The sequence below is a fragment of the Microbacterium sp. RD1 genome (assembly GCF_052220165.1).
Classification (GTDB): domain Bacteria; phylum Actinomycetota; class Actinomycetes; order Actinomycetales; family Microbacteriaceae; genus Microbacterium.
In genome coordinates this window covers 534,323-559,946 of sequence record NZ_JBQPOL010000002.1, presented here as the reverse complement: position 1 = coordinate 559,946, position 25,624 = coordinate 534,323, and the positions used below count along the sequence as shown (strand labels likewise).

Genomic DNA, 25,624 nt, shown 5'->3' with positions numbered 1-25,624 from the left:
AACCGGGCGACCTAGGCTGAGGTCGCCATGCCCGTTCGAGTACACGCGATCCTCGTCGTGCGCCCGGAAGGCCGCACGCCTGCCGGTGCGCACCTGCGCGCGACGCTCGCCGCCCTCGATGCGCAGACGCGTCCCGTCGACGCTCTGACGATCGTCCTCTGCGGCGGCGACGCGGCCCTGCGAGACATCGCGGCGGGGTCGGGCGCGGAGGGAGTCATCACCGCCCCCTCGGGGACGGGCTTCGCCGCGGCGACGGCGTTGGCCACTCCGAGGCTGACCGGCGACGCCGTGTGGCTGCTCGCTCAAGACACCGCGCCGGAGCCGCGCGCCCTCGCTCGTCTGGCGGGAGCCCTGGAGCTCGCAGCATCCGTCGCCTTCGCCGCGCCCAAGCTCGTACGGTGGGACCAGCCCAGCGAGATCGTGTCCCTCGGCGTGAGCATGTCGCGGTTCGGCCGAAGCGTCGAGCTCGCCGAGGACGAGCTCGACCAGGGCCAGCACGACGCCGCGGAGGACGTGCTGGGCGCCGACGTCCGCGGGGTGCTGGTGCGCCGGGACGTCTGGCGGACGCTCGAGGGGCTCGACGGCGCGCTCGCGGGTGCCGACGAGGGCCTGGATCTGGGGGTGCGCGCGCGGCTCGCCGGTGAGCGGGTCACGGTCGTCCCCACGGCGTTCGTCGCCGTCGCGGGTGACGGTGCGGCGGGACTTCCCACCGGCCGACGCTCCGCGCGGCGTCACTACGCCGTCCGCCGCGCTGCACTGCACCGCCGGCTCTCCTATGCGCCGGCCCTGGCGGTGCCGCTGCACTGGCTCTCTCTGCTCCCGCTGGCCGTGTGGCGGACGATCCTGCACCTCGTGGCCAAGCAGCCCGCGCGCGTCGGCCCGGAGTGGGCGGCCACTGTCGTCTCCCTGGTGCGCTGGGGAGTGGTTGCGCGAGCGCGAACCCGCATCCGCGCGACGCGGAAGGTGAGCTGGACGCGATTGGCGCCGCTGCGGGTCAGCCGCACCGAGTTGCGGACGCGACTGGACGGCGACGGCGCCGAAGCCGACGCACCCATTCGCAGCGATCTGCGCTTCTTCACCGGTGGCGGCGCGTGGGCGGTGCTCGGCGCGCTGGTCGTCTCGGTCGCGGCCTTCCCGGCCCTGCTGGCCTGGCCGGCTCTCGGCGGCGGGGCGCTGCTTCCCCTTCGGGCGACCGTCGGCCAGCTGTGGGCGGATGCCGCGTTCGGACAGCGCGCGCTCGGACTAGCGGAGGTGGGGCCGGCCGACCCGTTCGCCGCGGTCGTGGCCCTCCTCGGCAGTCTCTCGCCAGTCGACCCGTCGCGCGCGGTGGTGTGGCTGTGGCTCCTCGCCCTCCCGTTCGCCGTGCTCGGTGGATGGTTCGCGGCGACGCGTGTGACGGAACGGTCGCTCCTTCGGATCCTCGGCGGCCTGGGCTGGGCGCTGGCGCCGACCTTCCTCGCCTCTCTGATCGACGGGCGGCCGGCGGCCGTGATCGTGCACCTGCTCCTGCCCTGGGTGTTCTACACCGGCAGCGTGGCCCACCGCTCATGGGCGGCGGCGGGCGGCGCCTCGCTGCTGCTGGTCGGCGTGATCGCCTGCGCTCCCTCGCTGGCGCCGGCATTCGTCGTCCTGTGGGCGGCGATGCTCCTGGCGACCGCCCTGCTGCGCTCGGGTCGCGACGTGCCGAAGGTCGTGTGGCTTCTCGTCCCCACGGCGGTGTTCTTCGCGCCGCTGATCTGGCAGCGCGTCCTCGAGGGGAATGCGCTGGCCCTTCTCGCCGACCCCGGCCGTCCCGAGGGCGGCGCCGTGCCCGCGGATGCGGCGGGGCGCCTCCTCCTGGCGGCGGGCTTCCCGACGACGGACCCCGGCGGATGGGGCGGGTTCCTCGGAGGCGCCCCGGTGTGGTGGGTACCTCTCCTGACCGCCCCGATCGCCGTCCTCGCGCTCCTCGCGCTCCTGACGCCGCGGTGGCCGACCGGGGCGAGCCTCCTCGCGATCACGCTCCTGGGCATCGCCACCGCGTTCGCTGCCGCCGCGATCGCCGTCTCGGCATCCGGCGCGGGGGTCGTGTCGATCTGGCCGGGCGCGGCCCTGTCGCTGGCGTGGGCGGGGGCCCTCGGCGGCGCCGTCCTGACGCTCGACGCCGGCGTTCCGTCGCGGATCGCCTCCCTCCGCCCCGCCGTGGCACTCCTTGTCCTCGTCGTGCTCGCCGTGCTCTCTCTCCCCGCGCTCACCGCGCCCCTGCGCGAGACCGCTGCTCTCACCAACGGTCCGACGTCGACCCTCCCGGCCTACGTCGCGGCGGAGGGACGAGGCGACGTGCGCCTGGGCACGCTCGTGATCGACCCTCGTGGCGACGGCGTTCTCGCCCGAGTGGTGTGGGGTGGGAGCGAGACCCTCGGCGGGCAGAGCACCGCCCAGGCCACCCGCATCCGCCCGTCGCACCCCGACCGTGAGCTGGCCGACCTCACCGCCGATCTGATCGCCACCACCGATCCGGCCGCGGTGACGGGCCTCGCCGAGCGGGGCATCGGGTTCGTGCTCCTCCTGGCTGCCGCAGACGCCGACGCGGATGCCGCGCGTCCTCTGCGCCTCACCGCCGCGGCGTCGCTGGATCAGCGCGATCAGCTCGACGCCGTCGGCGACACCGGGCGCGGCACGCTGTGGCGCGTGGAGACCGATGTGACCCCGCGCGCCGAGCCTTCGCGCAGTGTCATGAGCATCGCGCAGGGCGTGGGGTGGGCGCAGATCGCCGTCGTGGCGATCTGCCTGCTGCTGGCCGTTCCTACCGCGTCGAGCAGGCGCAGCGCCCGCCGGACGCCCCGTGTGGTCGGCCCGGTCCCGAAGGAGGCGCGATGACCCGGAGCCCCCTCATGCGGTGGATCACGACGAGTACGCGTCTGCTCGGCGGGGCCATCGCTGCCGTCGTCGTGGTGATCGCGGTCATCGTGGCCGTCGCCTTCCCCTGGCCGACGGTCGCCCGCGCACCCGTGGCGGTGGACGCGACCCCGGCGCCGGCGGAGTCGAGCCTCACCTGCGACGGACCGCTCCTCGCGCTGGCGCGGGTCGTGGAGGACGCCGCGTCCCTCTCCATCGCCGCCGATCAGACGGTGGTCTCAGGGCCGCGGGAGGCGCAGGCGTCCGAGCGCGCCCTGTCGGGCCCGGGCGACGCGGCGCCGGCATCGTTCACCGTCACGCCGGACGATGGCGCCGCGCCGCTGTACGCCGGCGCCGGCTCGGCGAGCGTCGAGAGCGCCGACCTGCGCGGGTTCGCGGCATCCGCGTGCCGGCAGCCGCTCCTGGAGTCGTGGCTCGTCGGCGGCGCGACCACGACGGGAGCCAGCGACCTGGTCGTGCTCTCGAACCCCGGCACGGTCCCCGCGAGCGTTCGGCTTCTCGTGTACGGAGCCTCGGGCCCGGTGACCGCCCCCGGCGCCGATCGGGTCGTCCCGGCCGGTCGGCAGGTCGTCGTCCCGCTCGCGGGCCTGCTCCCGTCGGAGCAGAGCCCGGTCGTACGGGTGACGGCGACCGGCGCGCCCGTGGTGGCCTCGCTGCAGTCCAGCCTCGTCCGCACCCTCGTCGCCGGCGGCGTCGACCGCGTGAGCCCGGCGGCGGAGGCCTCGACACGGCAGGTGATCCCCGGCGTCTCGGCCACCGCGTTCGGCGCGGACGCCCCGGATGTCGGTGCGCTGACGCGCTTGCTCGCCCCCGGCGAAGACACCACGGCCGAGGTGACGCTGCGCGACTCCGAGGGCCGTGAGGCGGGCGCGCCGGTGAGCGTGCCGCTGGCGGCGGGGGTCCCCCGCGAGCTGGAGCTGGCGGTGCCGGAGACCGGTGTCTACTCGGTCACGGTGACCGCGGATGCCGCGGTCGTGGCCGGCGTGTGGAGCACCACCGGCTTCGCCGAAGGCGCCGACTTCGCGTGGTTCGCCGCCGCTCCCGAGGTCACGCTCCCCAGCGCTTTCGCGGTCCCGGCCGGAGCCGGCGCCGCGCTCACCCTCGTGGCCGGCGCCGAGGAGACGACGGTCACGGTGACCGACCCCGCGGGGCAGAGCGACGAGGTGACCGTGCCCGCCGATGCGGCGGTGCAGGTGCCGACGCCTCGGGCCGGGGTCTATGAGATGCAGCCGTCGGCCGCGGTCTACGCCGCGGTGTCGTTCTCGGCGGCGGGCGCCGTGGCCGGCTACCCCGTGTGGGGCGCGGATGCGACAGCCGCCCCCGTCACCGTCCTTCCCTGAGCGGCGTCCTCAGAAGAACCGGAAGCGCTCGGGGCCGAGGTCCCAGGGATCCCGGTCGAGGTACTCCGCCGCGGCGCGGAACACCGCGCCTTCGATCATCATCCGCCGATGGAGGTCGTCGTTGCGGTGCAGGTGGCTGAGCCGCTCGATCGGGACGCGGTACAGGATGATCCGCTTCTGCTCCCGGAGGACGCTCCAGCGGGGGATCCCGTCATCATCGGCGCGCGGGGGAAGATTTCCGATCTCGAAGGAGACATCGCGCAACTCGGTCCACGCCGAGCGAAGGAACTCCGAGGCGGCGCCGACGGTGAGATCGAAGCGGTCGGCCCGCGTGTCCAGCGGCGGGAGCGGCGGTCTCACGACGGGGCTGCGGTCGAGCCTGCCGTGTCGGCCGTGGCGGGACGGTCGCGCGCCGGAGTGCTCGCGGGCGCGACGGCGGATCATGTCTTCATCCTAGGCGGGCGCGGCGGGGCGGCGCCGGGCGAGCGGCCGTCGCGGATAGTCTGACGCGGTGCGCGACAGACTCTGTTCGAAAGTGGGGTGCTCCCGCGAGGCGGTGGCGACGCTGACCTACGACTACGGCGACCAGATGGCGGCGCTCGGCCCGCTCGGCGCGGCCGGAGACCCCCACGCGCACGACCTGTGCGCCATCCACACCGAGCGGCTCTCCGTTCCTCGCGGGTGGGTGGTCGTGCGCCACGAGACGCTTCGCGTCTGAGTCGCCGCGCCCGAGCCGCGATGCCGCGCGCTCGCGGGTTCGGGGCGCGCGTGCCGCGGGTTCGGGGCGCTGGATGTGCTTCGGGGCGACCGATGAGCGCCCCGAAGCACGATGTGCGCCCCAAACCGGGAAGGCAGGAGCTGGTGCCGCTCAGTCGGGGGCGGGAGCGAGACGGGCGACGCGGTCGGCCGCACTGAGGAGAGCACGATATTCGCGGTCCCGGCGGACGGCCGCCACGCCGAAGAGGAAGATCTCGGGGCCGACCGCGGGAACCGGCGCCACGAACGGGCGCACCTCGGCGGCGAGGGTCTCGGCGAGTCGGTCGCGGGCACGGGGTTCCAGATCGGGCGCCGATCGTACGAATCGCGCAACCCGGGCGGCGAGCCGGTCGGGGAGCCGGGCCACGTCGGCGACGACGGCCCACGCGACGAGCGGTTGCGGCACACCGGGAGCGGGAGGAGGGAGCGACGGGGTGCGCGTGCGCTCGCTGTAGGTGCCCGCCAGCAGGTCACCCATCCGCTGCGCGCGCGGCGTGAACCCGCCGACGATCGCCGCGAGAGCGCCGAGTGTGAACCAGATCTCCAGGACGCCGGCCAGCGCCCGCAGGAAGGCGTGCCGGAAGCCGATCGCACCACCATCGGCGCGGACGATCCGGCCGCCGACGGCGAGCTTGCCGAGGCTCCGTCCGCGGGTGGCCGTCTCGACGGTCGTCGGCAGGACGACGGTGACGACGACGAGCAGGGTGATCGCGGCGGGCGGCACGATCTCCGGACCGGCTGCCCCGGTCGAGACCAGCCACGACAGGACCCCCGCGAAGACGAGGAGGAGCACCACTCCGACCACGAAGTCGATCAGCGCGCCGACGGCCCGCAGGAAGAACCCGACCGATTGCACATCGAGAGCGACAGCCTCCCCGGTGACCGTCTCGTCCTGCGCGATGCGCGCGACGGCGAGGTCGGGGGCCATGGGTACAGTGAAGCACATGGATCTCGACGCGCTGACGGCCGCGCGTCGCGACGAATGGGCTCGGCTGGACCAGCTGAGCCGGGCGCGCCGCCTCACCGGCACCGAGGTCGACGAGCTGGTCACGCGCTACCGCGCCGCCTCCGCCGATCTCGCCGACATAAAGACGTCGGCCGGGCGCACCGCGCAGGGAGATGCCGTCTCCACGCTCCTCGCGCGGACGCGTCTGCAGCTGACCGGCGTGCGGGAGAACGTCGCGGCCGCCCTCCCGCGCTTCGTCGTGCAGCAGCTTCCGGCGGCGCTGTACCGCGTCAGATGGACGACGCTTGCCGTGATGATCGGGTTCCTGCTCGTCTCGGTGCTCGTCGCGGCGTGGATCGCCGCCAACCCGGCCGCGGTGGCCGCACTCGGCGACGAGGCGGAGCTCGAGCAGTACGCCGAGGAGGCCTTCACGTCGTACTACAGCGAGAATCCGGCGGCGGTGTTCGCGGGGACGGTCTGGACCAACAACGCCTGGATCGCCGCGCAGTGCGTGATCTTCGGCATCACCGGTATCTGGCCTCTCATGGTGCTCGTGCAGAACGCGGTGGGTATCGGGACGGCGGCGGCGGTGATGTTCACCTTCGACCGCGGCGACGTGTTCTTCTCGTTCATCCTCCCGCACGGGATGCTCGAGATCACCGCTGTGCTGGTTGCTGCGGCGGCGGGGCTGCAGATCTTCTGGGCGTGGGTGGCGCCGGGCCCCCGCCCCCGCGCCGACGCGCTCGCATCCGCCGGCCGCTCACTGGGGACGATCGCTCTGGGGCTGATCGGCGTGCTCGCCGTCTCCGGCGTGATCGAGGGTTTCGTCACGCCGGCGCCATGGCCTCTCGCTCTCAAGATCGCGATCGGCGCGCTCGCGCTGGCGGCGTTCCTGGCGTACATGCTGGTACTCGGCAGTCGTGCTGCCGGGCGAGGGGAGAGCGGCGACCTGACCGAGTACGAAGCGGGCACGACGCGGCTCGTCGCGGGGTGACCCGCGCTTCGTCTCGCCTGCGGCTCGCTCAGCGGCCGGGCCGAGCGAGGACACGCCGAGCATCTCGATTGTTTTGAGTCGTTCAAAACAATCGATAGAGTCGAGGAATGCTCGACGGTTCCGACACGGCCTCGGATGCGCGCCTGCGCGCGGCAGGGCTGCGCGTGACCGCGACACGCAGCGCGGTGCTGGACGCCTTGACCGGCATGCCGCATTCCTCGGCGGACGACGTGTTCGACCGCATCCGCTCGGCCCTTCCCGGGACGAGCGTGCAGTCGGTGTACAACGCCCTGGGGGATTTCGTGGCGGCGGGGCTGGCCCGTCGCATCGAACCGGCCGGTCGCCCCGGCATGTACGAGCTGCGGGTCGACGACAACCATCACCACATGGTCTGCACGTCCTGCGGCCGCATCGACGACGTCGACTGCGTCGTGGGTGAGGCGCCGTGCCTGCACGTTCCCGACAGTGCCGGATACGACATCCGCACCGCCGAGGTGACGTTCTGGGGACTGTGCCCGAACTGCCGAGCGGAAACCGTCACACCCGAACGACGTTCGTGAAGAACGCACTGAGAGGACCTGAATGAGCGACACCGCCGCACCCGGATGCCCCGTCTTCCACGATGGCGCAGCGCCTGACGACAACCGCCTGCCCGTCGGCGAGGCACCCGCCGACAGCGAGCCCGCCGGCCCCCTCCCGCACCCGACGAACGGCTCGGCCAACCGCGTCTGGTGGCCGAACAGCCTCAACGTGAAGATCCTGGCCAAGAACAGCGCCGAGCGCGACCCGCTCGACCCCGGCTTCGACTACAAGGCGGCCTTCGAGGCGCTGGACCTGACGGCGGTCAAGAAGGACATCGAGGAGGTGCTGACCACCTCGCAGGACTGGTGGCCCGCTGACTTCGGACACTACGGCCCCCTCATGATCCGGATGGCGTGGCACAGCGCCGGCACCTACCGCGCGACCGACGGTCGCGGCGGTGGCGGTGCCGGCATGCAGCGCTTCGCTCCGCTGAACAGCTGGCCCGACAACGTCAACCTCGACAAGGCGCGGCGTCTGCTGTGGCCCGTGAAGAAGAAGTACGGCCAGTCCATCTCGTGGGCCGACCTCATGATCCTCGCCGGCAACGTCGCTCTGGAGTCCATGGGCTTCTCGACGTTCGGCTTCGGCGGCGGACGCCCCGACGTGTGGGAGCCGGATGACGACGTCTACTGGGGCCCGGAGACCACATGGCTCGGCGACGAGCGCTACACCGGCAACCGGGAGCTGGAGAAGCCGCTCGCCGCGGTGCAGATGGGCCTCATCTACGTGAACCCCGAGGGCCCGAACGGCAACCCCGATCCGCTCCTGTCGGCGCGCGACATCCGCGAGACGTTCGCTCGCATGGGCATGAACGACGAGGAGACCGTCGCGCTCATCGCCGGGGGCCACACCTTCGGCAAGACGCACGGCGCAGCGCCCGATGACGCCGTCGGCCCCAACCCCGAGGCCGCCGACCTCGACGAGCAGGGCCTCGGCTGGAAGAACGAGCACGGCACGGGTAAGGGCGACGACACCATCACGAGCGGACTGGAGGTCACCTGGACCTACCACCCGACGCGCTGGGACAACGAGTTCTTCCACATCCTGTATGCGTACGAGTGGGAGCTGTTCCAGAGCCCCGCCGGCGCGAACCAGTGGCGTCCGGTGAACGGGATGGGTGCCGACATGGTGCCCCTCGCGCATTCGGACGGGCGCCGCGAACCGCGGATGCTGACGAGCGACCTGGCGCTTCGCCTGGACCCCGAGTACGACAAGGTGTCGCGGAGATTCAAGGACGACCCGGTGGCGTTCGGCGACGCGTTCGCCCGCGCGTGGTTCAAGCTCACCCACCGCGACATGGGTCCCAGGGCCCGCTACCTCGGCCCCGAGGTGCCGCAGGAGGAGCTCGTCTGGCAGGACCCGCTGCCGGCCGTCGACCACCCGCTGATCGACGCCGCCGACGCTGCCGCGCTCAAGCAGCAGATCCTCGACAGCGGTCTGAGCGTGCCGCAGCTCGTATCCACGACGTGGGCCGCGGCCTCCACCTTCCGGGGGAGCGACAAGCGCGGCGGCGTCAACGGCGCCCGCATCCGCCTCGCACCCCAGAAGGACTGGGCGGTGAACAACCCGGAGCAGCTCCAGACGGTGCTCGGCGTCCTCGAGCGCGTGAAGGCCGAGTTCGACGCGCAGCAGGCCGATGGGAAGAAGGTCTCCCTGGCCGATCTCATCGTGCTCGCCGGCAACGCGGGGGTCGAGCAGGCAGCCCGGGCCGGCGGTGTCGAGGTCGAGGTGCCCTTCACCCCGGGCCGCACCGACGCCACGCCGGAGCAGACCGACGAGGTCTCCTTCCGCCACCTCGAGCCCCTCGCCGACGGGTTCCGCAACTACGTCTCGCCCGACGCGAAGCTCCCGGCGGAGTATCTGCTGCTGGACAGGGCGAACCTGCTCACCCTCACCGCGCCCGAGACGACAGTGCTGGTCGGCGGCCTGCGAGCGATCGGCGCCAACTGGGACGGCTCCGAGTACGGCGTCTTCACCGCGACGCCGGGCGCGCTCACGAACGACGTGTTCGTGAACCTGCTCGACCTCGGCACGACCTGGACGCCGCTGGACAACGGCAAGCACGCGTTCCAGGGCGTGAAGGACGGCTCCGGCGACCGCGTCGGCGTGGGCACGCGAGTGGACCTCGTCTTCGCGTCGAACTCCGAGCTCCGCGCACTCGCCGAGGTCTACGCGAGCGACGACGCCAGGGAGAAGTTCGTGCGCGACTTCGTCGCCGCGTGGCGCAAGGTCACCGAGCTCGACCGCTTCGACCTCGTCTGACCCGCCGCACATCCGCAAGGCCCGTCCCCACGCCGGGGGCGGGCCTTCCGTGTCCGCCCGCGCGAGTGCGGGCGAATGGGCCGGATGCGGAACTCCTCGCCCGCATCCGTCCTGATCTCGGCCGATCTGCCCGCACGTGCGGAGTCAGAGGCGACCGGCAGCCTTGAGCGCGAGGTAGTGATCGGCCACGCGCGGGGGCAGATCGTCGGCGGATGCGACGACGACCTCCGCGCCGGCACGCCCGATCGCGCCCGCCACACGCGCAGCGTCGGAACGTGCGCGGGCGGCCGCCGCGGCGGCGTAGACCTCGGCGGCGTTGCCCGGCGCCGCATCCTCGATCGCGTCGGCCGCCGTCGCCACGAGCACGCGCGTGCGCCCGGTGAGAGCGGGCAGCGAGCCGAGGAATCCGCGCGAGGCTTCGGGCTCGTCGTGCGCGGTGAGGAGAACGAGGAGGCTCGGTCGTGTCGTCAGAGCGCGGACGGCCGCGAACGCCGCATCCCAGTCGGTGTCCAGCAGCCGCGGCTCCACCGGCGCCATCGCGTCGACGAGCGCCGGCAGCAGCGCCGCGCCGTCGATGCGGGTGACGCGCGCGCGGACGGTGCGGTCGAACATCACCAGGTGCACGTGATCGCCGGCGCGGGCGGCGAGGGCGGCGACCAGGAGCGCCGCCTCCATGCCGGCATCCAGGCGCGTCCCGTCGCCCACGCGTGCGGCGGACGTGCGACCGGTGTCGACGAGCAGCACCACGTGGCGGTCGCGCTCGGGACGCCACGTGCGCAGCATCGTCGCGCCCGCACGGGCGGTGGCGCGCCAGTCGATCGAGCGCACGTCGTCGCCGCGCACGTATTCGCGGAGGCTGTCGAACTCCGTTCCCTGGCCGCGCACCTGCACGCTCGTATTGCCGTCGAGCTCGCGCAGGCGGGCCAGGCGCGAGGGCAGGTGGCGGCGCGCTCGGAAGGGCGGCAGCACGCGAACCCGCCCAGGGGCATCGCGGCGTGCCTGACGCCCGGCGATGCCGAGCGGGCCCGGGATCCTCAGGACCACGAAGGCGCTGCGCAGCTCGCCGCGGCGGCGGGGCAGCAGGCGCTGACGGAGGATCCGCCGCTCGCCCGCGGGCACGTCGACGCGCAACCGGGACGGTTCGGCACCGGCCGTCGGCTGCCAGGCGTCGCGGAGGACCCCGCGGAGACGGCGGGATCCGGGAGCGGTGATGATCACGTGCGACTCGGCCGGCTCGTTCAGGAGGGTGCGCGCCGGCAGACGGCGCTCGATCACCGCGGTGCGCGGGTCGGCGGCGGCCGCCGCATCCGCCGCGGCGACCGCGAGCGACAGCAGAAGCCACCCGCCCGCGACCGCCCACGGATCGATCCCCGCTCCGCTCAGCAGCACGACGGGAACCACGCCGACGGCGACGAGGAGGGGAAAACGGCCGGTGACGAACACGTCAGAGCGGGACGCGGGTCTGCTGCACGACGGAGGCGAGGATCGCGTCGACGGTGACGCCCTCGATCTCCGCGTCGGGGCGGAGCCGGATGCGGTGGCGCCACGTCGGGACCAGCATCGTCTGCACGTGATCGGGCGTGATGGCGGGGTATCCGCTCAGCCACGCCCAGGCCTTCGCGGCGGCGAGCAGCCCCGTCGTCGCGCGAGGGCTCACACCCAGCTGAACCGACGGGCTCTCCCGCGTCGCGCGCGCGAGGTCGACGACGTAGCCCAGCACGTCGTCGGCGACGGAGACGGATGCGGCGGCGCGCTGCGCCCCGAGGATCTCCGCCGCCGTCGTGGCCTGCGTCACGCCCGCCGCGTCGAGAGCGCGCGGGTCGAATCCTGCCGCGTGCCGCCGGAGGACATCGAGTTCGGCCTCGCGCCCCGGGACGTCCACGACGAGCTTCAGCAGGAACCGGTCCAGCTGCGCCTCGGGGAGGGTGTACGTCCCCTCGTGCTCGACGGGGTTCTGGGTGGCGGCCACGAGGAAGGGCTCCGGAAGGGGGCGCGTCACGCCGTCGGTCGACACCTGACGCTCCTCCATCGCCTCCAGGAGCGCCGCCTGGGTCTTCGGCGGGGTGCGGTTGATTTCGTCGGCGAGAACGACGTTGGTGAACACCGGCCCGGCGCGGAACTCGAACTCCCCGGTGCGCGCGTCGTAGACGAGCGACCCCGAGACGTCGCCCGGCATGAGGTCGGGGGTGAACTGGATGCGCTTGGTGTCGAGTCCGAGAGCGCGGCTAAACGAGCGCACGAGAAGGGTCTTCGCGACCCCTGGGACGCCCTCCAGCAGCACGTGACCGCGCGCGAGGAGCGCGATGAGGAGCCCGGTCACCGTTCCGTCCTGGCCCACGACAGCCTTGCCGATCTCCTGCCGTACGCGATGCATCGCGTCGCGGAGGGGATCGCCGTCGGTCACCGGGTCGCTCATGGGTTCTCCTTCGGGAATCGGAGTGCGGCGCGAACGTCCGCCTCCAGGGTGCGCAGTCGTCGGTCGAACTCCACGAGTTCGACGTCGGTTCGGGGGATCTCGGTCAGCAGGAGGCTCCGCACCGCGGGAGCGTCGAGCCCGGTGCGGAAGAGCACCGCGTCGGCCACCGTCGCCGCGGGCACTCGCGGTCCGAGGCCCAGGGCGCGGCCGACGCGGGCGAGGGTCGCGCGGCGAAGCTGTGCAGCGGCGTGCGGCGCGTCGCCGCTGCGGGCGTAGAGCCGGCCGCGTCCGACCGTCGTCTCCGCGGCCCGGACGGTGACGGGCAGGGTCTCGGCCACGAGCGGACCGAATCGCCGCCCGCGCCACACGGCGGCGCCGATGCCCGCTGCCAGGAGCAGCACGATGGCCGGGCTGACCCACGCGGGGGTGAGCTCGCCGAGCGTCGGCGGTGCGGCATCGGCGTCGGCGAGCGACGGCACGTACCAGACGAGGGTCGGGCGGCTTCCCAGCAGGCCGAGCGCGAGGGCCGCGTTTCCCGCCTCGTCGAGGGAGTCGTTGGCGAGGAGGGTGCGCGCGTCGACGGCGCTGATCGTCCGGTTCCCGCTGTGGGAGACGAGGAGGCCATGGCCGCCGTCGGACGGATAGCAGCCGACCACTCCCGCCGCCGCCGTGTACAGCTCGCCGACGACGACCGCGCCGGCCGATGCCGCGACGGGTTCGCGGCACTCGGCTGCGAGCTCGGCGTCGGCGAAGGCGCCGGCGAGCTCCGAGCCGTCCAGGAGCAGGCCCAGCGTGCGTGTGCGGGGTTCGAGCAGGACCACATCCGCGGCATCCGCGACGAGGCCACGGAGGGCGCTGTCGCTCAGCCCCGCCGGGTCGGCGAAGGCGAGGGTGGCGTTCCCCGACTCGAGTGCACTCCGGGCCGCGGAGCGGTCGCGAGCGATCCGCACGTCGATCCCGCGCTCCTCCAGGACGCGCGCGACGGCACGTGTCCCGGCGGGTCCGACCGACTCCGGGTCGAGGGCGTCGCGTTGCGTCGCACCGCCGTTCGCCAGCGCGGAGCCGATCAGGCCCACGACGACCACGGCGGCCGCGAGGCCCGCCCACGCGAGGATGCGCCTCCGGCGTGAGGAGGCCGGTGCCGCCGGCGGCGCGGAGGTGTCGGTCACAGCGGCGCCCCCGCGAGGTGGGGCCGACCGACGGCGACCGCGTCATCGAGCCGCGCGACGGCGTCGTACAGGGCGGCGGTCCCGGGGCGGCGGAGGTAGCGGACGTCGTCGAAGGCGGATGCGGCGGCCAGAAGCTCGCTCGACCGGGCCGGGAACGCCCGCGCGGCGTCGCGGGCGAACCGCTGCGCCGTCTGCCCGGGCGGCGGCTCGACGATCGCGCGCTCGGTCAACCCCTGCGCCAGGGCACGGAAGCGGAGAACGATCGCTTCATCCCAGTCGCCGCGGGCGGCAGCGGCCTCTGCATCCGCGCGCAGCTGCGCGGCGGTGCGGGCGTCGGCGTCGCCGAACAACGCCGCGCCGGGCGTTCGGCGCACTCGCGCCGAAGCGCGCGGGCGTCCCCACACCACGATGGCGGCCACGAGCAGCGCGACGACGACGACGGTGGCACCGACGGCGACCGCCGGCCCCCACCCGCCGGACAGCTGGGCATTGAGCAGCCGCTCGAAGAATTCGGCGACGGCGCGCGCGGCCCGGTCGAGGAACGTGGGCTCGGCGATGTCGTACGCCGGGTCGGAGAGCTCGCGGCGCACCCACTCGCGGGCGTCCTCGGAGTCGGGAAGGAGCGGCGCGGTCCCCGCCCGGGGTGCGGGAAACGTCACGCGCGGCCGGCGCTGTCGGGGGAACCGGGGGCCGCCCACGTCGTGCGCTCGGGCGCCGGGGCAGCCGGCGGTGCGGGAGGCAGCGGTGCCGGAGACGCCGGGGGCGGGGTCGGCGGCATGCCGTACGGGGATGGCGGGTACGCAGGCGCGGCAGTGGGCGGCATCGGCGGCATGCCGTACGGGGGAGGCGGGTACGCAGGCGGGGCGTACCCGGCGACGGATGCCGGCGCGCGCGGCGGCAGCACACGTCCGATGTGCGCGAGGTAGGGGTCGGGCAGATCTTGCCGGCCGGCGTCGCGGGCATCGACATACGCCGAGAGGTCGAGGTCGAGGCCTTCGTGCCGCATCCGGCAGTCCACGTAGATCAGAGCCGCCGCCGTGGACTGCACGATGAGCGCGACGCACTGCACGAGGATCGTCAGCACCTGGGTGATCAGCGCGATCACGAGGACGGCGATGAGGGCGCCGACATCCGGGTCGCCGGTGGGCGAGATCACGGTCGTCAGACCCATCGAGACGAACTGCAAGGGGATGCCGACGATCTGCCCGATCACGCCGAAGGTGAACGAGATGATCACGAGGATTCCGAGCGTCGGCCAGAAGCGTGTGCGGGTCAGGCGCCATGAGCGCCCGATGGCGGCGCGGATCGGCGCGCGTTCGAGGATGATGACGGCCGGGACCAGGAGCAGCTTGGTGTTCAGCCACAGCACGAGCGGTATGGCGCCGAGAACGAGGAGGATCCCGATGGCGATCGCGGCGGGAAGGGCCACCGAGCCGAGCGCGAAGAGCGCCGCCGCAAGGAGCGCGATCGCGAGGATGGCGGCGGCGGAAAGCAGCGCCGCGTATCCGATCAGTCGCCACGCCACGGGTCGAACACGCCGCCAGAGGTCGCCGAGGGTGCGCTTTTCGGCCACGACCGCGGCGGCGACCTCGCTCACGACGATCCCCTGGACGAGCACGCCGAGCGCTCCGGCGGCGAGGCCGAGCACGATGCCGGTGATCGCGGTCAGGGCGATCGATCCGGCCAGCACGGCCTGGAAGTCCTCCGTGCCCGGGGTCAGGGTGTCCAGACGCGTGAACGACGCGACGGCCACGGCGCCGACGGCGACGAGCAGCACGAGATAGGCGAGGGCCTGCACGCCGAGGGCGAAGCCGAGGAGCACCGCGGGGTTCTGCCGGAGAGCCGAGAACGAGCGGCCGAGCGTGGTGCCGAACCCGAACGGATGCAGCGGCACGATTCCCGGGCGGGGAGCGGGCATCCAGGCCGGATAGTCGGTCATGTGCCTCCTCGGGCCGCCGGGCCCCGTCGTGCTGCGGCTGGTTCTATCGTGTCACACGCCCCGGACGTGCTCGGCGCTTGTTCAGCGCTGTGGATTACGCTGTTCGGAGCGCACGGGGGCGGTTGCTGCGTGTGCCCGCCGCGCACCGGGCCGGACGTAAGGACATACGCGCACATGACTTCACGGATCCTGGTGGTCGACGACGACACCGCACTCGCCGAGATGATCGGCATCGTGCTGCGCACGGAGGGATTCGACACGGCCTTCTGCTCCGACGGCAGCGAGGCCGTGGACGCCTGGCGGCGCGAGCGCCCCGACCTGATCCTGCTCGACCTGATGCTCCCCGGCATGGACGGCATCGAGGTGTGCACGCGGGTGCGTGCGGAGTCCGGCGTCCCGATCATCATGCTGACGGCGCGCACCGACACCGCCGACGTGGTGAAGGGTCTCGAGTCGGGAGCCGACGACTACATCGTCAAGCCGTTCAACCCGAAGGAACTCGTCGCCCGCATCCGCACGCGGCTGCGTCCCTCGTCGCCGGCCGGAGGCGAGACGTTGCGGATCGGCGACCTGGTGGTCGACGTCGCCGCGCATGAGGTGCGGCGCGGCGAAGCCGTCATCGCGCTGACGCCGCTGGAGTTCGAGCTTCTCGTGGCCCTCGCCTCCAAGCCGCAGCAGGTGTTCTCCCGCGAGATGCTGCTCGAGCAGGTGTGGGGCTACCACTACAAGGCCGACACGCGCCTGGTGAACGTGCACGTCCAGCGGCTGCGGGCCAAGGTCGAGGCCGACCCCGACAACCCGCGCATCGTCACGACAGTTCGCGGCGTCGGCTACCGGGCGGGAGCGGTGTCGTGAGCGGGCGGAGATGACCGCACAGGCGGGGGCTCCGGCGCGCCGCGCCGTTCCCACCGTCGTGCAGGGCTGGCGGTCGTGGCCCGGCCGGATCGCCGCCCTGTGGCGGCGATCGCTGCGGTTCCGGACGATCCTCGTCACCCTGGGCCTGACCGCGCTGACGATCCTGGTCGCGTGCGTCTGGATGGCGATCGCCATCCAGAACGACCTCTTCCAGTCGCGGCTGCGCCAGGTGCAGATCGGCGCCCGGCAGGCGACCGTCGCCGCACAGGAGCGCCTCGACGCCGCCGTCGCCAGCGACGATCCCGTCACCGTGCAGAACCTCATGCGCAACGTCCTGACGACCCTCGCTCAGCAGTCGGCCGCCGACTCGTTCGCGACCTTCCGCATCGACACGGACGTGTCGCCCATCGCGCCCCAGAACATCGACTCCGGCGGCTTCGATCGCGCCTTCGTCACCCCCGAGCTTCGCGAGCTGGTGCGCTCGAACGCCGAGACGCAGTGGTGGCAGTCGGCAGCGCTGCGAGGCGGTGACGGCGCGGTGGTGCCCGGGGTCGTGGTCGGGCAGCAGCTCGAGGTGCGCGGCGTCGGACCCTACGAGCTCTACCTCGCGTACGACTTCTCCGGAGCCGCGCAGACGCTCACGTTCGTCCAGGCGACGCTGTGGACGGTCGGTCTCGCACTGGTCGCCCTCATCGGCGGCATCACGTGGTTCGTGCTGCGCTCGGTGACGGTGCCCATCGGCGAGGCCGCGGAGACCAGCGCGCAGCTGGCATCCGGCGATCTGGGCGTACGGCTGCCGGTCCGCGGCGACGACGAGCTCGCCGTGCTCGGCCGGTCGTTCAACGCGATGGCCGACAGCATCGAGTCGCAGATCAAGGAGCTGGCCGATCTCTCGCTCGTGCAGCAGCGCTTCGTGTCGGATGTGTCGCACGAGCTCCGCACGCCGCTGACGACCATCCGGCTCGCCGCCGACATGCTCAACGACCAGCGCGAGGCGTTCGACCCTGTCACGGCCCGCGCCGCGGAGCTCATGCACGCGCAGGTGCAGCGCTTCGAGACGCTCCTGACCGATCTGCTTGAGATCAGCCGGTACGACGCCGGCTCGGTGCAGCTCGAACGCGAGCCGACGAGCCTCGCCCACCTCGCCGAGGACGTCATCGAGTCCATGCATCAGCTCGCCGAGCAGCACGGCTCGTCCGTGCGACTGGTCGCGCCGGGCGGTCATTCCCTCGTGGAGATGGATGCTCGCCGCATCCGCCGCATCGTCCGCAATCTGCTCGGCAACGCCATCGAGCACGGCGAAGGTCGACCCATCGTCGTCACGGTCGACAGCGACCAGAACGCCGTGGCGCTCGGGGTGCGCGATTACGGCATGGGGATGCGCGCAGAAGAGGTCGAGCACGTCTTCGACCGGTTCTGGCGGGCCGATCCGTCGCGCACCCGCACGATCGGCGGCACCGGCCTGGGACTGTCGATCGCGCTCGGCGACGCGCGCCTGCACGGCGGGCGCCTCGAAGTCTGGTCGGAGCTCGGCAGAGGATCGCATTTCGTGCTGACCCTGCCGCGCCGCAGCGGCCAGGCGGTGGAGAGCTCTCCCATTCCGCTCGACGCGAGCGACGACGTGGGCACGTTCGACGCGCTGGGTCTCACGCAGCCGATCGACGTGTCACGGGGGGCGTCGTGAGGCGCGCGGCGGCCGCCGTCGCCGCGGCGGTGCTCGCCCTTCTTCTGGCCGCCTGCACGGGCCTTCCGACTTCGGGGGCGGTGTATCCGGGGCTCTCGCCCGTCGAGGCGGGAAGCGACCCCGACATCCGTTTCATCCCGAACGGTCCGCAGCCGGGTTCCTCCCCGGAGGACATCGTCAGCGGCTTCATCCGCGCCGGATCGGGCCCGCAGGACGGCTGGAGGATCGCGCGGGAGTTCCTCACCGCCGATTTCGCGCGGCGGTGGGATCCGCGCGCGAGCGTGACGATCGACCGGCTGGCCGACCGCTCGTCGCCGACGGTGCCGGTGGACGGCGTGAGCACCGTGCAGATCGCGCCGACGGGGCTCGTGGACGGCGAGGGCGCCTACGCCCCCCAGGGGGGCGCTACGGTGACCCTCAGCTTCTCGCTCGTCGAAGAGGGCGGACAGTGGCGTATCGCCGCCGCGCCCGACGGGATCGTGCTGTTCGAGGAGGAGTTCGACAGCGTGTTCCGGGCTGTGTCCCTGGTGTTCTTCGACCCGTCGTGGCAGTTCCTCGTCCCGGACGTGCGCTGGTATCCGAGCAGCAACATCGCCACCTACGTCGCCGCCGGCCTGATCGAGGGCGCACCCAGTCCGTGGTTGCAGGGGGCGGTGTTCACGGCGTTCCCCGACGAGGTCACGTTCGACGCCGCCGCGGTTCCCGTCACGAACGGCGTCGCCGAAGTGGAGCTCGACAGCGCAGCGTTGTCGCTCGGTCAGGCGGTGCTCGACCGGATGCAGGCGCAACTGGAGGCGTCTTTGCGCGACGCCGGCATCGCGAACGTGCGGATGACGGTGGGAGGGACGCCGCTGGACGCCAGGCCCGCCGCGGTCCGCTCCACGCGCGTCGAGTCGCAGTCGCTCGTCGAGCTCGCCGACGGCAGGTTCGGTTTTCTCGACGGCGACGAGATCGAGGGGGTGCCCGACCTCTCCGAGGCGATCGAGTCGGTGGACGCGCTCGCCGTCGAGGCCGGCCCGTCCCTCGACGTCGCGGCGGTCAAGACCTCGGCCGGCGTCGTGCTGCGCGCGGCGGCGAACCGGGCCCTTGCGACGCTGGACGAACGCCCAGGGCTCATCGATCCGACGATCGACCCGTCGGGGACGGTGTGGAGCGTGCCCGGTACCTCGCCGGGTGCGGTACGCGCGAGCCCCATCGACGGACAGCCGATCGCCGTCACCGGGGCGTGGGCGTCGGCCGTCGAGGTCTCCGCGATGCGCGTCTCCCGGGATGGCGCGCGCATGGCCGCGGCGGTCACCGTCGGCGGTCACACCGAGGTGTGGGTCGCAGGCATCCGCCGGGCCGAAGATGACACGGCCTTCGCGCTGGGAGAGACGCGCGTCCTCGCCTCGCTGACCGGCGACGCGATCGACCTGGCCTGGCTCGACGACACGACGCTCGGGGTGCTGACGGATGTGGCCGGGGAGGTGTCCCTCCGGGAGCAGGCGGTGGGCGGCCCCGGTGTCGACACCGACGTGCCCGCCGGCGTGACGTCGCTCGTCGGCGGGAACTCCAGCGCACGGCTTCACGCCGCCGACGGCACCGTCTACGTCCGGCAGGGTCCGAACTGGGCTCCGATCACCGATCAGGTGCGGGTGCTGGCCGGTCAGCAGGGCATGCTCTGACCCCTCCTGCACCACGGCGGGTGCGGACGGGTTGTCCCCCGACCGATGCGGGGAGTCGTCGGCGCCGCCCCGGAGCGCCGATCCTGAAGCCATGGACCTCGAGACCGTCCGCTCGGCCTGCGCGTCGGCCCTGGCCTTCGTCCTGCCGGTGGAGTGCGCCGGATGCGGAGCATCCGACGTGTCGCTGTGCCCGCCCTGCCGGCTCGGCCTGGCGCCGACGCCCAGCCTGCAGACGGTCGACGGGCTGGAAGTGCGCAGCGGCCTGTCGTTCGACGGCGTCCCGGCGCGGGTGATCCGCACGCTCAAGCAGGAGGGACGCACGTCCTTGGCCCGCGCCCTCGCGCCGGCACTGACGGCGGCCGCGCTCGGGTTCGACGCCGGGTCGCTGATCGTCGTCGCGGTGCCCACGTCCTCCGCCGCCCTGCGGCGCCGGGGGTTCCGCGTCGCCGAACTGCTCGCCCGACGGGCGGGATGGCGGCCCGACCGGATGCTGCGGACCGTCCGCCGCACCGCCGATCAGCGCGCCCTCGGTCGCGACGCGCGCGCCGCGAATACGGTGGACAGCATGCGGGCGCGAGGAGCCGCGGGCGCCCGCATCCTTCTCGTCGACGACGTCGTCACCACGGGCGCCACGCTGCGAGAGGCGGCGCGAGCCCTCCGCGCCGACGGAGCCACGGTGGTCGGCGCGGTCACGGTCGCCGCCACGGCCAAGAGGATTCCGGGTCTCGGCGCAACCCCCCGGATTGCCGCGTGACAGTCTGGGGGGTCCGGGCTAGCGTGGGGGGACACAAGGCGACGGAAGTCCGTTCTTGGCACCGTGAAACCCGGAACAGGGCGGACCCGGAACAAGGAGGTAACGGATGGACACCAACATCGTCGGCGTGGGAGTCGGGATCACCGATCGCTTTCGCAGTGTCGTCGAAGAGAAGGCCGCTCGCATCGAACACCTCTGCCCGCGCGCGCAGGGTCTCGAGGTGAAGGTGACCCATCGGGTTCACCGCAACGGCCGCATGGAAGACGACACGGTCGAGTTGACCCTGGCCAACAAGGGGCCCGTGGTGCGGGCCGAAGCCACCGACGGTGACAAGTTCGCTGCCCTCGACCTGGCCGTGGACAAGATGGCCGAGCAGTTACGCCGAGCCAAAGACAAGCGGGTGGACAATCGGAACCATCCGCGGGGGGCGAAGTTCGAGAAGGGGAGCGGAGAGCTCGCCGGCATCGATGTGCAGCCCGCGTCTGTCGACGTGCTGCGCGCTGTCGCCACCGGTGAGGTCCCCGTGGTGTCAGGGGACGAGGATGACGAGATCTACACCCCCGTGGTCATCCGCACCAAGCAGTTCGACGCGGAGTGGATGACGGTCGAGGACGCCGTGGACCGCATGGAGCTGGTGGGCCACGACTTCTTCCTCTTCATCGACGCGCGCACCGACCACCCGAGCGTCGTCTACCGCCGTAAGGGCTGGGACTACGGCGTGATCTCGCTCGTGACCCAGGCCCAGCCGGCCGAGCAGGTCGCGTCGTAGCATCCCGGCTCGACAGACGAGGACCCCCGCCGAAGCGGGGGTCCTCGTCTTCGCGGCCCGCCTCCCACGCGCACGGATTCGTGCGTCGCGGCGAGGTGCAGTGTTCAGTGGCGCACGTATTCAGGCTGTGTGGTGTGGGTGGGCCCGGATGGCGGCGTGTCGGGGCTGCGGGCGCCGGATCTGCCTGAGTTCGTGCACGGGGGTGTGGCGCGGGGCGGATGAGTTCGACAGATGCGCGGAGGCGTCAGCCGTCGAAGATGTCGCCGAGGAGCGAACCGATCACGAGGCCCCCCAGGATGCCGCCGCCCATGCCTCCGCCGCCCATGCCCATGCCACGCCCGCGGCCGCGGCCGCCCCATCCGCCGTCGTCCCATTCATCGGGGCGCGACGAGTCGATGTCGCGCTGCGCGAGCTGCAGCGCCTCGCTTGCGAGGGCGCTCGCGCGCCGCGCGACCGCCTGAACCTGCTCGCGGTCGTCCTCGGGGATCGGGCCGATCGGAATCTCCGCGCGCAGCCGCTCCGCCTCGGCGAACCGGGTGCGCGCGTCGGCACCGATCCAGCCGCGGTGCCCGGCGATGAGGCTCCGGGCAACAGCGATCTGGCGATCGGCATCGTCGACGGTGTGGCGCACGTGAGCCTCAGAGGGAGCCGGGTGCGCCGCCTTCTCGCGCGCGGTGTCGAGCGCCGCGTTGGCGACGCGCAGCCGCGACAGGGCGCCGAACGGGTCGTCCTTCACTGCGGAGGCGGGAAGCGCCGCCAGTGCGGCCTCGAGCTCCGCCATCGCGGTGCGAACGGCGGGAGTCTGCGGCCCTGAGCGCGCATCGACGAGGTCTCCGCGGGAGTCCTCGATGACGGCGGCCAGCGTCGACTCAGCCCGCAGCGCTTCGATCTCGAACGCGTCGACCGCATCCAGAAGCGACTCCGCGCGCCGCACGGCTTCGGTGGCCGCCTCCAGCGCCACCCCGGCCTGCTCGCGCTGCCCGGCCTCCCGACGTCGTTCGGAGACATCGGCGGTGTGCACGGCGAAGTCCAGCAGCTGGTCGGCTTCATCGGGATTGCCCGCGATCTGGGCCAGAGCGGCCGCACTGTAGCGGCGGGATAGGCGCAGCAGTGCCTCCCGAGCGGGCGGGACGCGTGTCTCCAGGCGCTCGCGGTCGGAACGCACCCGCGCGAGGATCTCGGGCGCGCGTCGGATCCTCTCGATCGCCGGCTGCAGGGCGATCGTGCGCTCCTCGAGCAGGTCTTCGGCCCACTCGCAGAGCTGGATGATCCGCGCGTTGCGGGTGCGCAACTCTTCGGGAGTGTCGGGGATGTGGTCGTGATTGAGCTGGTGTAGCGAGAAGGCCTCGCTCATGTGCGTCCGCACGGCCGTCAGCGCCGACTTCAGGTCCGCCGTGGGGCCGGTGCCGAGCTCGGCGACGGCGAAATCCAACTCGTCGGAGGTGAGACGGATGCGCTCGTCAGCGGCCACGAGCGCGAGTTCCGCTCGACGGGCGAGATCAGCGTCGGCCGCATCTTGCTCTTCGCGCTTGCGTTTGCCCCAGAATCCGGCCATGCCTCGATCCTACGAGTCGGGCGGAGTCCGGATGCCGCCTGTTCGCTGACCGCTTCCCCAGAGGCTTTCGCAGGGCTTTCTGAGGTCACGAACGGATAACATGGCACGGTATGCCTGCGTGCAGGCAGGCGCCGCGGCGCCGAACCCGACAGATGGAGATCCTTCGTGGCCAATCCTCTCGAGAAACTGCTCCGCGCCGGAGAGGGGCGCATCCTCCGCCGGCTGCAGCAGGTCGTCAAGGCCGTCGCTGCGCTCGAGGAGGACTACGAGCACCTCACCGACGAGGAGCTTCGCGGTGAGACCGCCGAGCTGCGCGCTCGCTACGAGGCGGGGGAGACCCTGGACCGCCTCATGCCCGAGGCGTTCGCGGCGGTGCGCGAGGCCGCCAAGCGCACCCTCGACCAGCGGCCCTACGACGTGCAGGTCATGGGCGGCGCCGCCCTCCACCTCGGCAACATCGCGGAGATGAAGACCGGTGAGGGCAAGACGCTCACCGCGGCGCTGCCGGTGTACCTCAACGCCATCGCCGGTGAGGGCGTGCACGTCGTCACCGTCAACGACTTCCTCGCGGGATATCAGGCAGAACTGATGGGTCGGGTCTACCGCGCCCTCGGCATGACGACCGGTGTCATCGTGTCGGGGCAGACCCCGGATGTGCGGCGCGAGCAGTACAACTGCGACATCACGTACGGCACGAACAACGAGTTCGGCTTCGACTACCTCCGCGACAACATGGCATGGCGCAAGGAGGACCTCGTCCAGCGCGGCCACTTCTTCGCGATCGTGGACGAGGTCGACTCGATCCTCATCGACGAGGCGCGGACGCCGCTGATCATCTCCGGCCCCTCGTCCGGCGAGGCCAACCGCTGGTTCGCCGAGTTCGCCAAGATCGCCCGCACGCTCGAAGCCGGAGTCGATTACGAAGTCGACGAGAAGAAGCGCACCATCGGCGTGCTCGAGCCCGGTATCGAGAAGGTCGAGGACTACCTCGGCATCGACAACCTGTACGAGTCCGCCAACACCCCGCTGATCTCGTTCCTCAACAACTCCATCAAGGCACTCGCGCTGTTCAAACGCGACACCGACTACGTCGTGATGAACGACGAGGTGATGATCGTCGATGAGCACACCGGCCGCATCCTGGTCGGCCGCCGGTACAACGAGGGCATCCATCAGGCCATCGAGGCCAAGGAGAACGTCCCGGTGAAGGCCGAGAACCAGACGCTGGCGACGGTCACCCTCCAGAACTACTTCCGCCTGTACGACAAGCTCGCCGGCATGACCGGCACCGCCGAGACCGAGGCGGCGGAGTTCATGTCGACCTACAAGCTCGGCGTCGTGCCGATCCCGACGAACAAGCCCATGATCCGCAAGGACCAGTCCGATCTGGTCTACAAGAACGAGACGGCCAAGTTCGCCCAGGTCGTCGAAGACATCGCGGAGCGCCACGCGTCCGGCCAGCCCGTCCTCGTCGGCACCACGAGCGTCGAGAAGAGCGAGTACCTCTCGCGCCTGCTGGCCAAGAAGGGCGTCAAGCACGAGGTGCTCAACGCCAAGAACCACGCGCGAGAGGCGGAGATCGTCGCACGTGCCGGGCGCCTGGGCGCCGTCACCGTCGCGACGAACATGGCCGGGCGCGGCACCGACATCATGCTCGGCGGCAACGCCGAGTTCCTCGCGGTGCAGGACATGAAGGGCAAGGGGCTCGACCCGGTGGAGACGCCGGATGCGTACGAGGCCGAGTGGGAGACGGTGTACACCGCCGTGCGCGACACCGTCGCCCAGGAGGCGACGAAGGTGGTCGACGCGGGCGGCCTCTACGTGCTCGGCACCGAGCGCCACGAGTCGCGCCGCATCGACAACCAGCTGCGCGGCCGCTCCGGGCGTCAGGGCGACCCCGGTGAGAGCCGGTTCTACCTGTCTCTCACCGACGACCTCATGCGCCTGTTCCAGTCCGGCGCCGCCGAGGCGATCCTGTCCCGCGCGAACTTCCCGGACGACGTCGCCATCGAGTCCGGGATGGTGTCCCGTGCCATCAAGAGCGCGCAGACCCAGGTCGAGGCCCGCAACGCCGAGCTGCGCAAGAACGTCCTGAAATACGATGACGTCCTCAACCGCCAGCGTGAGGCGATCTACGCCGACCGTCGCCACATCCTGCAGGGCGATGACATCGCCGACCGCGTCCAGCACTTCATCGAGGACGCCATCTCGGCCGTCATCGACGACCACACCGGCAGCGGGCACACCGAGAGCTGGGACTTCGACGCGCTGTGGACCGAGCTCAAGACGCTCTACCCGGTCGGAGTGACGATCGACGAGGTCGTCGCGGATGCCGGCACGAAGGGGCGCATCACCGCGGACGGCCTCAAGCGGGAGATCCTCTCCGACGCCCGTATCGCGTACGCCAAGCGCGAGGAGCAGCTGGGTGAGCAGGCGGTGCGCGAGCTCGAACGCCGCGTGGTGCTGCAGGTGCTGGACCGTCGCTGGCGCGACCACCTCTACGAGATGGACTACCTGAAGGACGGCATCGGCCTGCGCGCGATGGCACAGCGCGACCCGCTCATCGAGTACCAGCGCGAGGGGTACCAGATGTTCCAGGCGATGATGGGGCAGATCAAGGAGGAATCGGTCGGCTACCTCTTCAACCTCGAGGTCGAGGTGCGCCGGGTCGAGGGGGAGCAGACCGCCGAGGTCGCCGCCAAGGGGCTCGCCGTCGGCCCGTCCGAAGCGCAGCGTCTGGAGTACTCCGCCGCGAACGATGCCGGCGAGGTCGAGGTGCGCAACGACCGCGGACAGGTGCAGCAGGCGGCGACGAACCGCCTGCGCCAGGCCGCCGCGGCAGCCGCCGCCACCCCGGCCGCGCCGACTCCGGCTCCCGAGCCCGAGGCGCCGCGGGGGGCGTTCGGACAGCGGGTGGGCGACGGGGCGGCGCAGGCTCCCGCCCTGAACCGCGCCCAGCGGCGCGCGGCCGACAAGAAGAAGTAGTCGACGCCACCGGGGCGGGATTGGCCTGCCCCGGTGCGGCCGGCCGGTGCGTCCAG

Annotated in this window: 20 protein-coding genes; 12 read left to right on the top strand and 8 right to left on the bottom strand. The window is 72.3% G+C overall.

Features of this window, described 5'->3' with window-relative positions; genetic code table 11:
- Window positions 1–27 precede the first annotated feature (27 nt).
- Entirely contained in the window at window positions 28–2,859 is a 2,832-nt protein-coding gene (locus tag ACTU3I_RS11625) for a glycosyltransferase (RefSeq protein WP_442925848.1), read from the top strand.
- On the top strand, window positions 2,856–4,238 hold the full coding sequence (locus ACTU3I_RS11620; protein WP_442925847.1) for a DUF5719 family protein: 1,383 nt from the start codon (window positions 2,856–2,858) through the stop codon (window positions 4,236–4,238). The genes ACTU3I_RS11625 and ACTU3I_RS11620 overlap by 4 nt, the downstream gene beginning before the upstream one ends.
- A gap of 9 nt (window positions 4,239–4,247) precedes the next feature.
- On the opposite strand, the gene ACTU3I_RS11615 is transcribed toward ACTU3I_RS11620, so the two are convergent.
- Window positions 4,248–4,682, bottom strand: a complete 435-nt coding sequence (locus ACTU3I_RS11615) for a metallopeptidase family protein (RefSeq protein ID WP_442925846.1) — start codon at window positions 4,680–4,682, stop codon at window positions 4,248–4,250.
- A 67-nt stretch (window positions 4,683–4,749) separates the two neighbouring features.
- On the opposite strand from ACTU3I_RS11615, the gene ACTU3I_RS11610 reads away from it, so the two are divergent.
- Complete coding sequence (locus tag ACTU3I_RS11610) at window positions 4,750–4,956, top strand: DUF3499 family protein (protein ID WP_442925845.1); 207 nt, start codon at window positions 4,750–4,752, stop codon at window positions 4,954–4,956.
- A gap of 150 nt (window positions 4,957–5,106) precedes the next feature.
- On the opposite strand, the gene ACTU3I_RS11605 is transcribed toward ACTU3I_RS11610, so the two are convergent.
- On the bottom strand, window positions 5,107–5,922 hold the full coding sequence (locus tag ACTU3I_RS11605) for an RDD family protein (RefSeq protein WP_442925844.1): 816 nt from the start codon (window positions 5,920–5,922) through the stop codon (window positions 5,107–5,109).
- A 16-nt stretch (window positions 5,923–5,938) separates the two neighbouring features.
- Between ACTU3I_RS11605 and ACTU3I_RS11600 the strand changes: the two genes are divergently transcribed.
- From ACTU3I_RS11600 to katG, 3 genes are all read left to right on the top strand, one after another.
- Window positions 5,939–6,934, top strand: a complete 996-nt coding sequence (locus tag ACTU3I_RS11600; RefSeq protein WP_442925843.1) for a stage II sporulation protein M — start codon at window positions 5,939–5,941, stop codon at window positions 6,932–6,934.
- Between the two features lie 107 nt (window positions 6,935–7,041).
- Window positions 7,042–7,494, top strand: a complete 453-nt coding sequence (locus ACTU3I_RS11595) for a Fur family transcriptional regulator (protein WP_442925842.1) — start codon at window positions 7,042–7,044, stop codon at window positions 7,492–7,494.
- Between the two features lie 22 nt (window positions 7,495–7,516).
- Complete coding sequence (gene katG / locus ACTU3I_RS11590; RefSeq protein WP_442925841.1) at window positions 7,517–9,778, top strand: catalase/peroxidase HPI; 2,262 nt, start codon at window positions 7,517–7,519, stop codon at window positions 9,776–9,778.
- Between the two features lie 144 nt (window positions 9,779–9,922).
- Here the strand turns inward: katG and ACTU3I_RS11585 are convergent, their stop codons facing one another.
- Genes ACTU3I_RS11585 through ACTU3I_RS11565 form a run of 5 tightly spaced genes read right to left on the bottom strand, consistent with a single transcriptional unit; the run spans window position 9,923 to window position 15,302 of the window.
- Window positions 9,923–11,221, bottom strand: a complete 1,299-nt coding sequence (locus ACTU3I_RS11585; protein WP_442925840.1) for a DUF58 domain-containing protein — start codon at window positions 11,219–11,221, stop codon at window positions 9,923–9,925.
- Between the two features lies 1 nt (window position 11,222).
- The gene (locus ACTU3I_RS11580) at window positions 11,223–12,194 is read right to left on the bottom strand and encodes an AAA family ATPase (protein ID WP_442925839.1); all 972 of its coding nucleotides are present in this window, start codon (window positions 12,192–12,194) and stop codon (window positions 11,223–11,225) included.
- Window positions 12,191–13,363 carry a DUF4350 domain-containing protein gene (locus ACTU3I_RS11575; RefSeq protein WP_442925838.1) on the bottom strand — a complete coding sequence of 391 codons (1,173 nt, stop codon included), beginning with the start codon at window positions 13,361–13,363 and terminating at the stop codon, window positions 12,191–12,193. Before ACTU3I_RS11575 ends, ACTU3I_RS11580 begins: the two co-directional genes overlap by 4 nt.
- Window positions 13,360–14,022: a DUF4129 domain-containing protein gene (locus ACTU3I_RS11570; protein WP_442925837.1), complete on the bottom strand. Its 663-nt coding sequence runs from the start codon at window positions 14,020–14,022 to the stop codon at window positions 13,360–13,362. The genes ACTU3I_RS11575 and ACTU3I_RS11570 overlap by 4 nt, the downstream gene beginning before the upstream one ends.
- Window positions 14,019–15,302 (bottom strand): glycerophosphoryl diester phosphodiesterase membrane domain-containing protein, encoded by a 1,284-nt coding sequence (locus ACTU3I_RS11565; protein WP_442925836.1) that lies wholly within the window; start codon window positions 15,300–15,302, stop codon window positions 14,019–14,021. Before ACTU3I_RS11565 ends, ACTU3I_RS11570 begins: the two co-directional genes overlap by 4 nt.
- A gap of 174 nt (window positions 15,303–15,476) precedes the next feature.
- Here ACTU3I_RS11565 and mtrA point away from each other — a divergent pair, with 174 nt between their 5' ends.
- From mtrA to hpf, 5 genes are all read left to right on the top strand, one after another.
- Window positions 15,477–16,157 (top strand): MtrAB system response regulator MtrA, encoded by a 681-nt coding sequence (gene mtrA, locus ACTU3I_RS11560; protein WP_442925835.1) that lies wholly within the window; start codon window positions 15,477–15,479, stop codon window positions 16,155–16,157.
- A gap of 10 nt (window positions 16,158–16,167) precedes the next feature.
- Window positions 16,168–17,841 (top strand): MtrAB system histidine kinase MtrB, encoded by a 1,674-nt coding sequence (gene mtrB, locus ACTU3I_RS11555; protein WP_442925834.1) that lies wholly within the window; start codon window positions 16,168–16,170, stop codon window positions 17,839–17,841.
- A complete protein-coding gene (locus tag ACTU3I_RS11550) occupies window positions 17,838–19,505 on the top strand; it encodes an LpqB family beta-propeller domain-containing protein (protein WP_442925833.1) in 1,668 nt (555 codons plus the stop codon). The genes mtrB and ACTU3I_RS11550 overlap by 4 nt, the downstream gene beginning before the upstream one ends.
- Window positions 19,506–19,596: 91 nt before the next feature.
- Entirely contained in the window at window positions 19,597–20,259 is a 663-nt protein-coding gene (locus ACTU3I_RS11545; protein WP_442925832.1) for a ComF family protein, read from the top strand.
- Between the two features lie 106 nt (window positions 20,260–20,365).
- Window positions 20,366–21,028: a ribosome hibernation-promoting factor, HPF/YfiA family gene (gene hpf / locus ACTU3I_RS11540; protein ID WP_442925831.1), complete on the top strand. Its 663-nt coding sequence runs from the start codon at window positions 20,366–20,368 to the stop codon at window positions 21,026–21,028.
- Between the two features lie 244 nt (window positions 21,029–21,272).
- On the opposite strand, the gene ACTU3I_RS11535 is transcribed toward hpf, so the two are convergent.
- Window positions 21,273–22,583 (bottom strand): hypothetical protein, encoded by a 1,311-nt coding sequence (locus ACTU3I_RS11535; RefSeq protein ID WP_442925830.1) that lies wholly within the window; start codon window positions 22,581–22,583, stop codon window positions 21,273–21,275.
- 165 nt (window positions 22,584–22,748) lie between these two features.
- Here ACTU3I_RS11535 and secA point away from each other — a divergent pair, with 165 nt between their 5' ends.
- Window positions 22,749–25,568, top strand: a complete 2,820-nt coding sequence (gene secA / locus ACTU3I_RS11530) for a preprotein translocase subunit SecA (protein ID WP_442925829.1) — start codon at window positions 22,749–22,751, stop codon at window positions 25,566–25,568.
- The last annotated feature ends 56 nt before the right edge of the window (window positions 25,569–25,624 follow it).

Coding starts and splice junctions, on each gene's coding strand:
- ACTU3I_RS11625 (WP_442925848.1), top strand. CDS start 28: ATGCCCGTTCGAGTACACGCGATCCTCGTCGTGCGCCCGGAAGGCCGC.
- ACTU3I_RS11620 (WP_442925847.1), top strand. CDS start 2,856: ATGACCCGGAGCCCCCTCATGCGGTGGATCACGACGAGTACGCGTCTG.
- ACTU3I_RS11615 (WP_442925846.1), bottom strand. CDS start 4,682: ATGATCCGCCGTCGCGCCCGCGAGCACTCCGGCGCGCGACCGTCCCGC.
- ACTU3I_RS11605 (WP_442925844.1), bottom strand. CDS start 5,922: ATGGCCCCCGACCTCGCCGTCGCGCGCATCGCGCAGGACGAGACGGTC.
- ACTU3I_RS11600 (WP_442925843.1), top strand. CDS start 5,939: ATGGATCTCGACGCGCTGACGGCCGCGCGTCGCGACGAATGGGCTCGG.
- ACTU3I_RS11595 (WP_442925842.1), top strand. CDS start 7,042: ATGCTCGACGGTTCCGACACGGCCTCGGATGCGCGCCTGCGCGCGGCA.
- katG (WP_442925841.1), top strand. CDS start 7,517: ATGAGCGACACCGCCGCACCCGGATGCCCCGTCTTCCACGATGGCGCA.
- ACTU3I_RS11580 (WP_442925839.1), bottom strand. CDS start 12,194: ATGAGCGACCCGGTGACCGACGGCGATCCCCTCCGCGACGCGATGCAT.
- ACTU3I_RS11565 (WP_442925836.1), bottom strand. CDS start 15,302: ATGACCGACTATCCGGCCTGGATGCCCGCTCCCCGCCCGGGAATCGTG.
- mtrA (WP_442925835.1), top strand. CDS start 15,477: ATGACTTCACGGATCCTGGTGGTCGACGACGACACCGCACTCGCCGAG.
- mtrB (WP_442925834.1), top strand. CDS start 16,168: ATGACCGCACAGGCGGGGGCTCCGGCGCGCCGCGCCGTTCCCACCGTC.
- ACTU3I_RS11545 (WP_442925832.1), top strand. CDS start 19,597: ATGGACCTCGAGACCGTCCGCTCGGCCTGCGCGTCGGCCCTGGCCTTC.
- hpf (WP_442925831.1), top strand. CDS start 20,366: ATGGACACCAACATCGTCGGCGTGGGAGTCGGGATCACCGATCGCTTT.
- ACTU3I_RS11535 (WP_442925830.1), bottom strand. CDS start 22,583: ATGGCCGGATTCTGGGGCAAACGCAAGCGCGAAGAGCAAGATGCGGCC.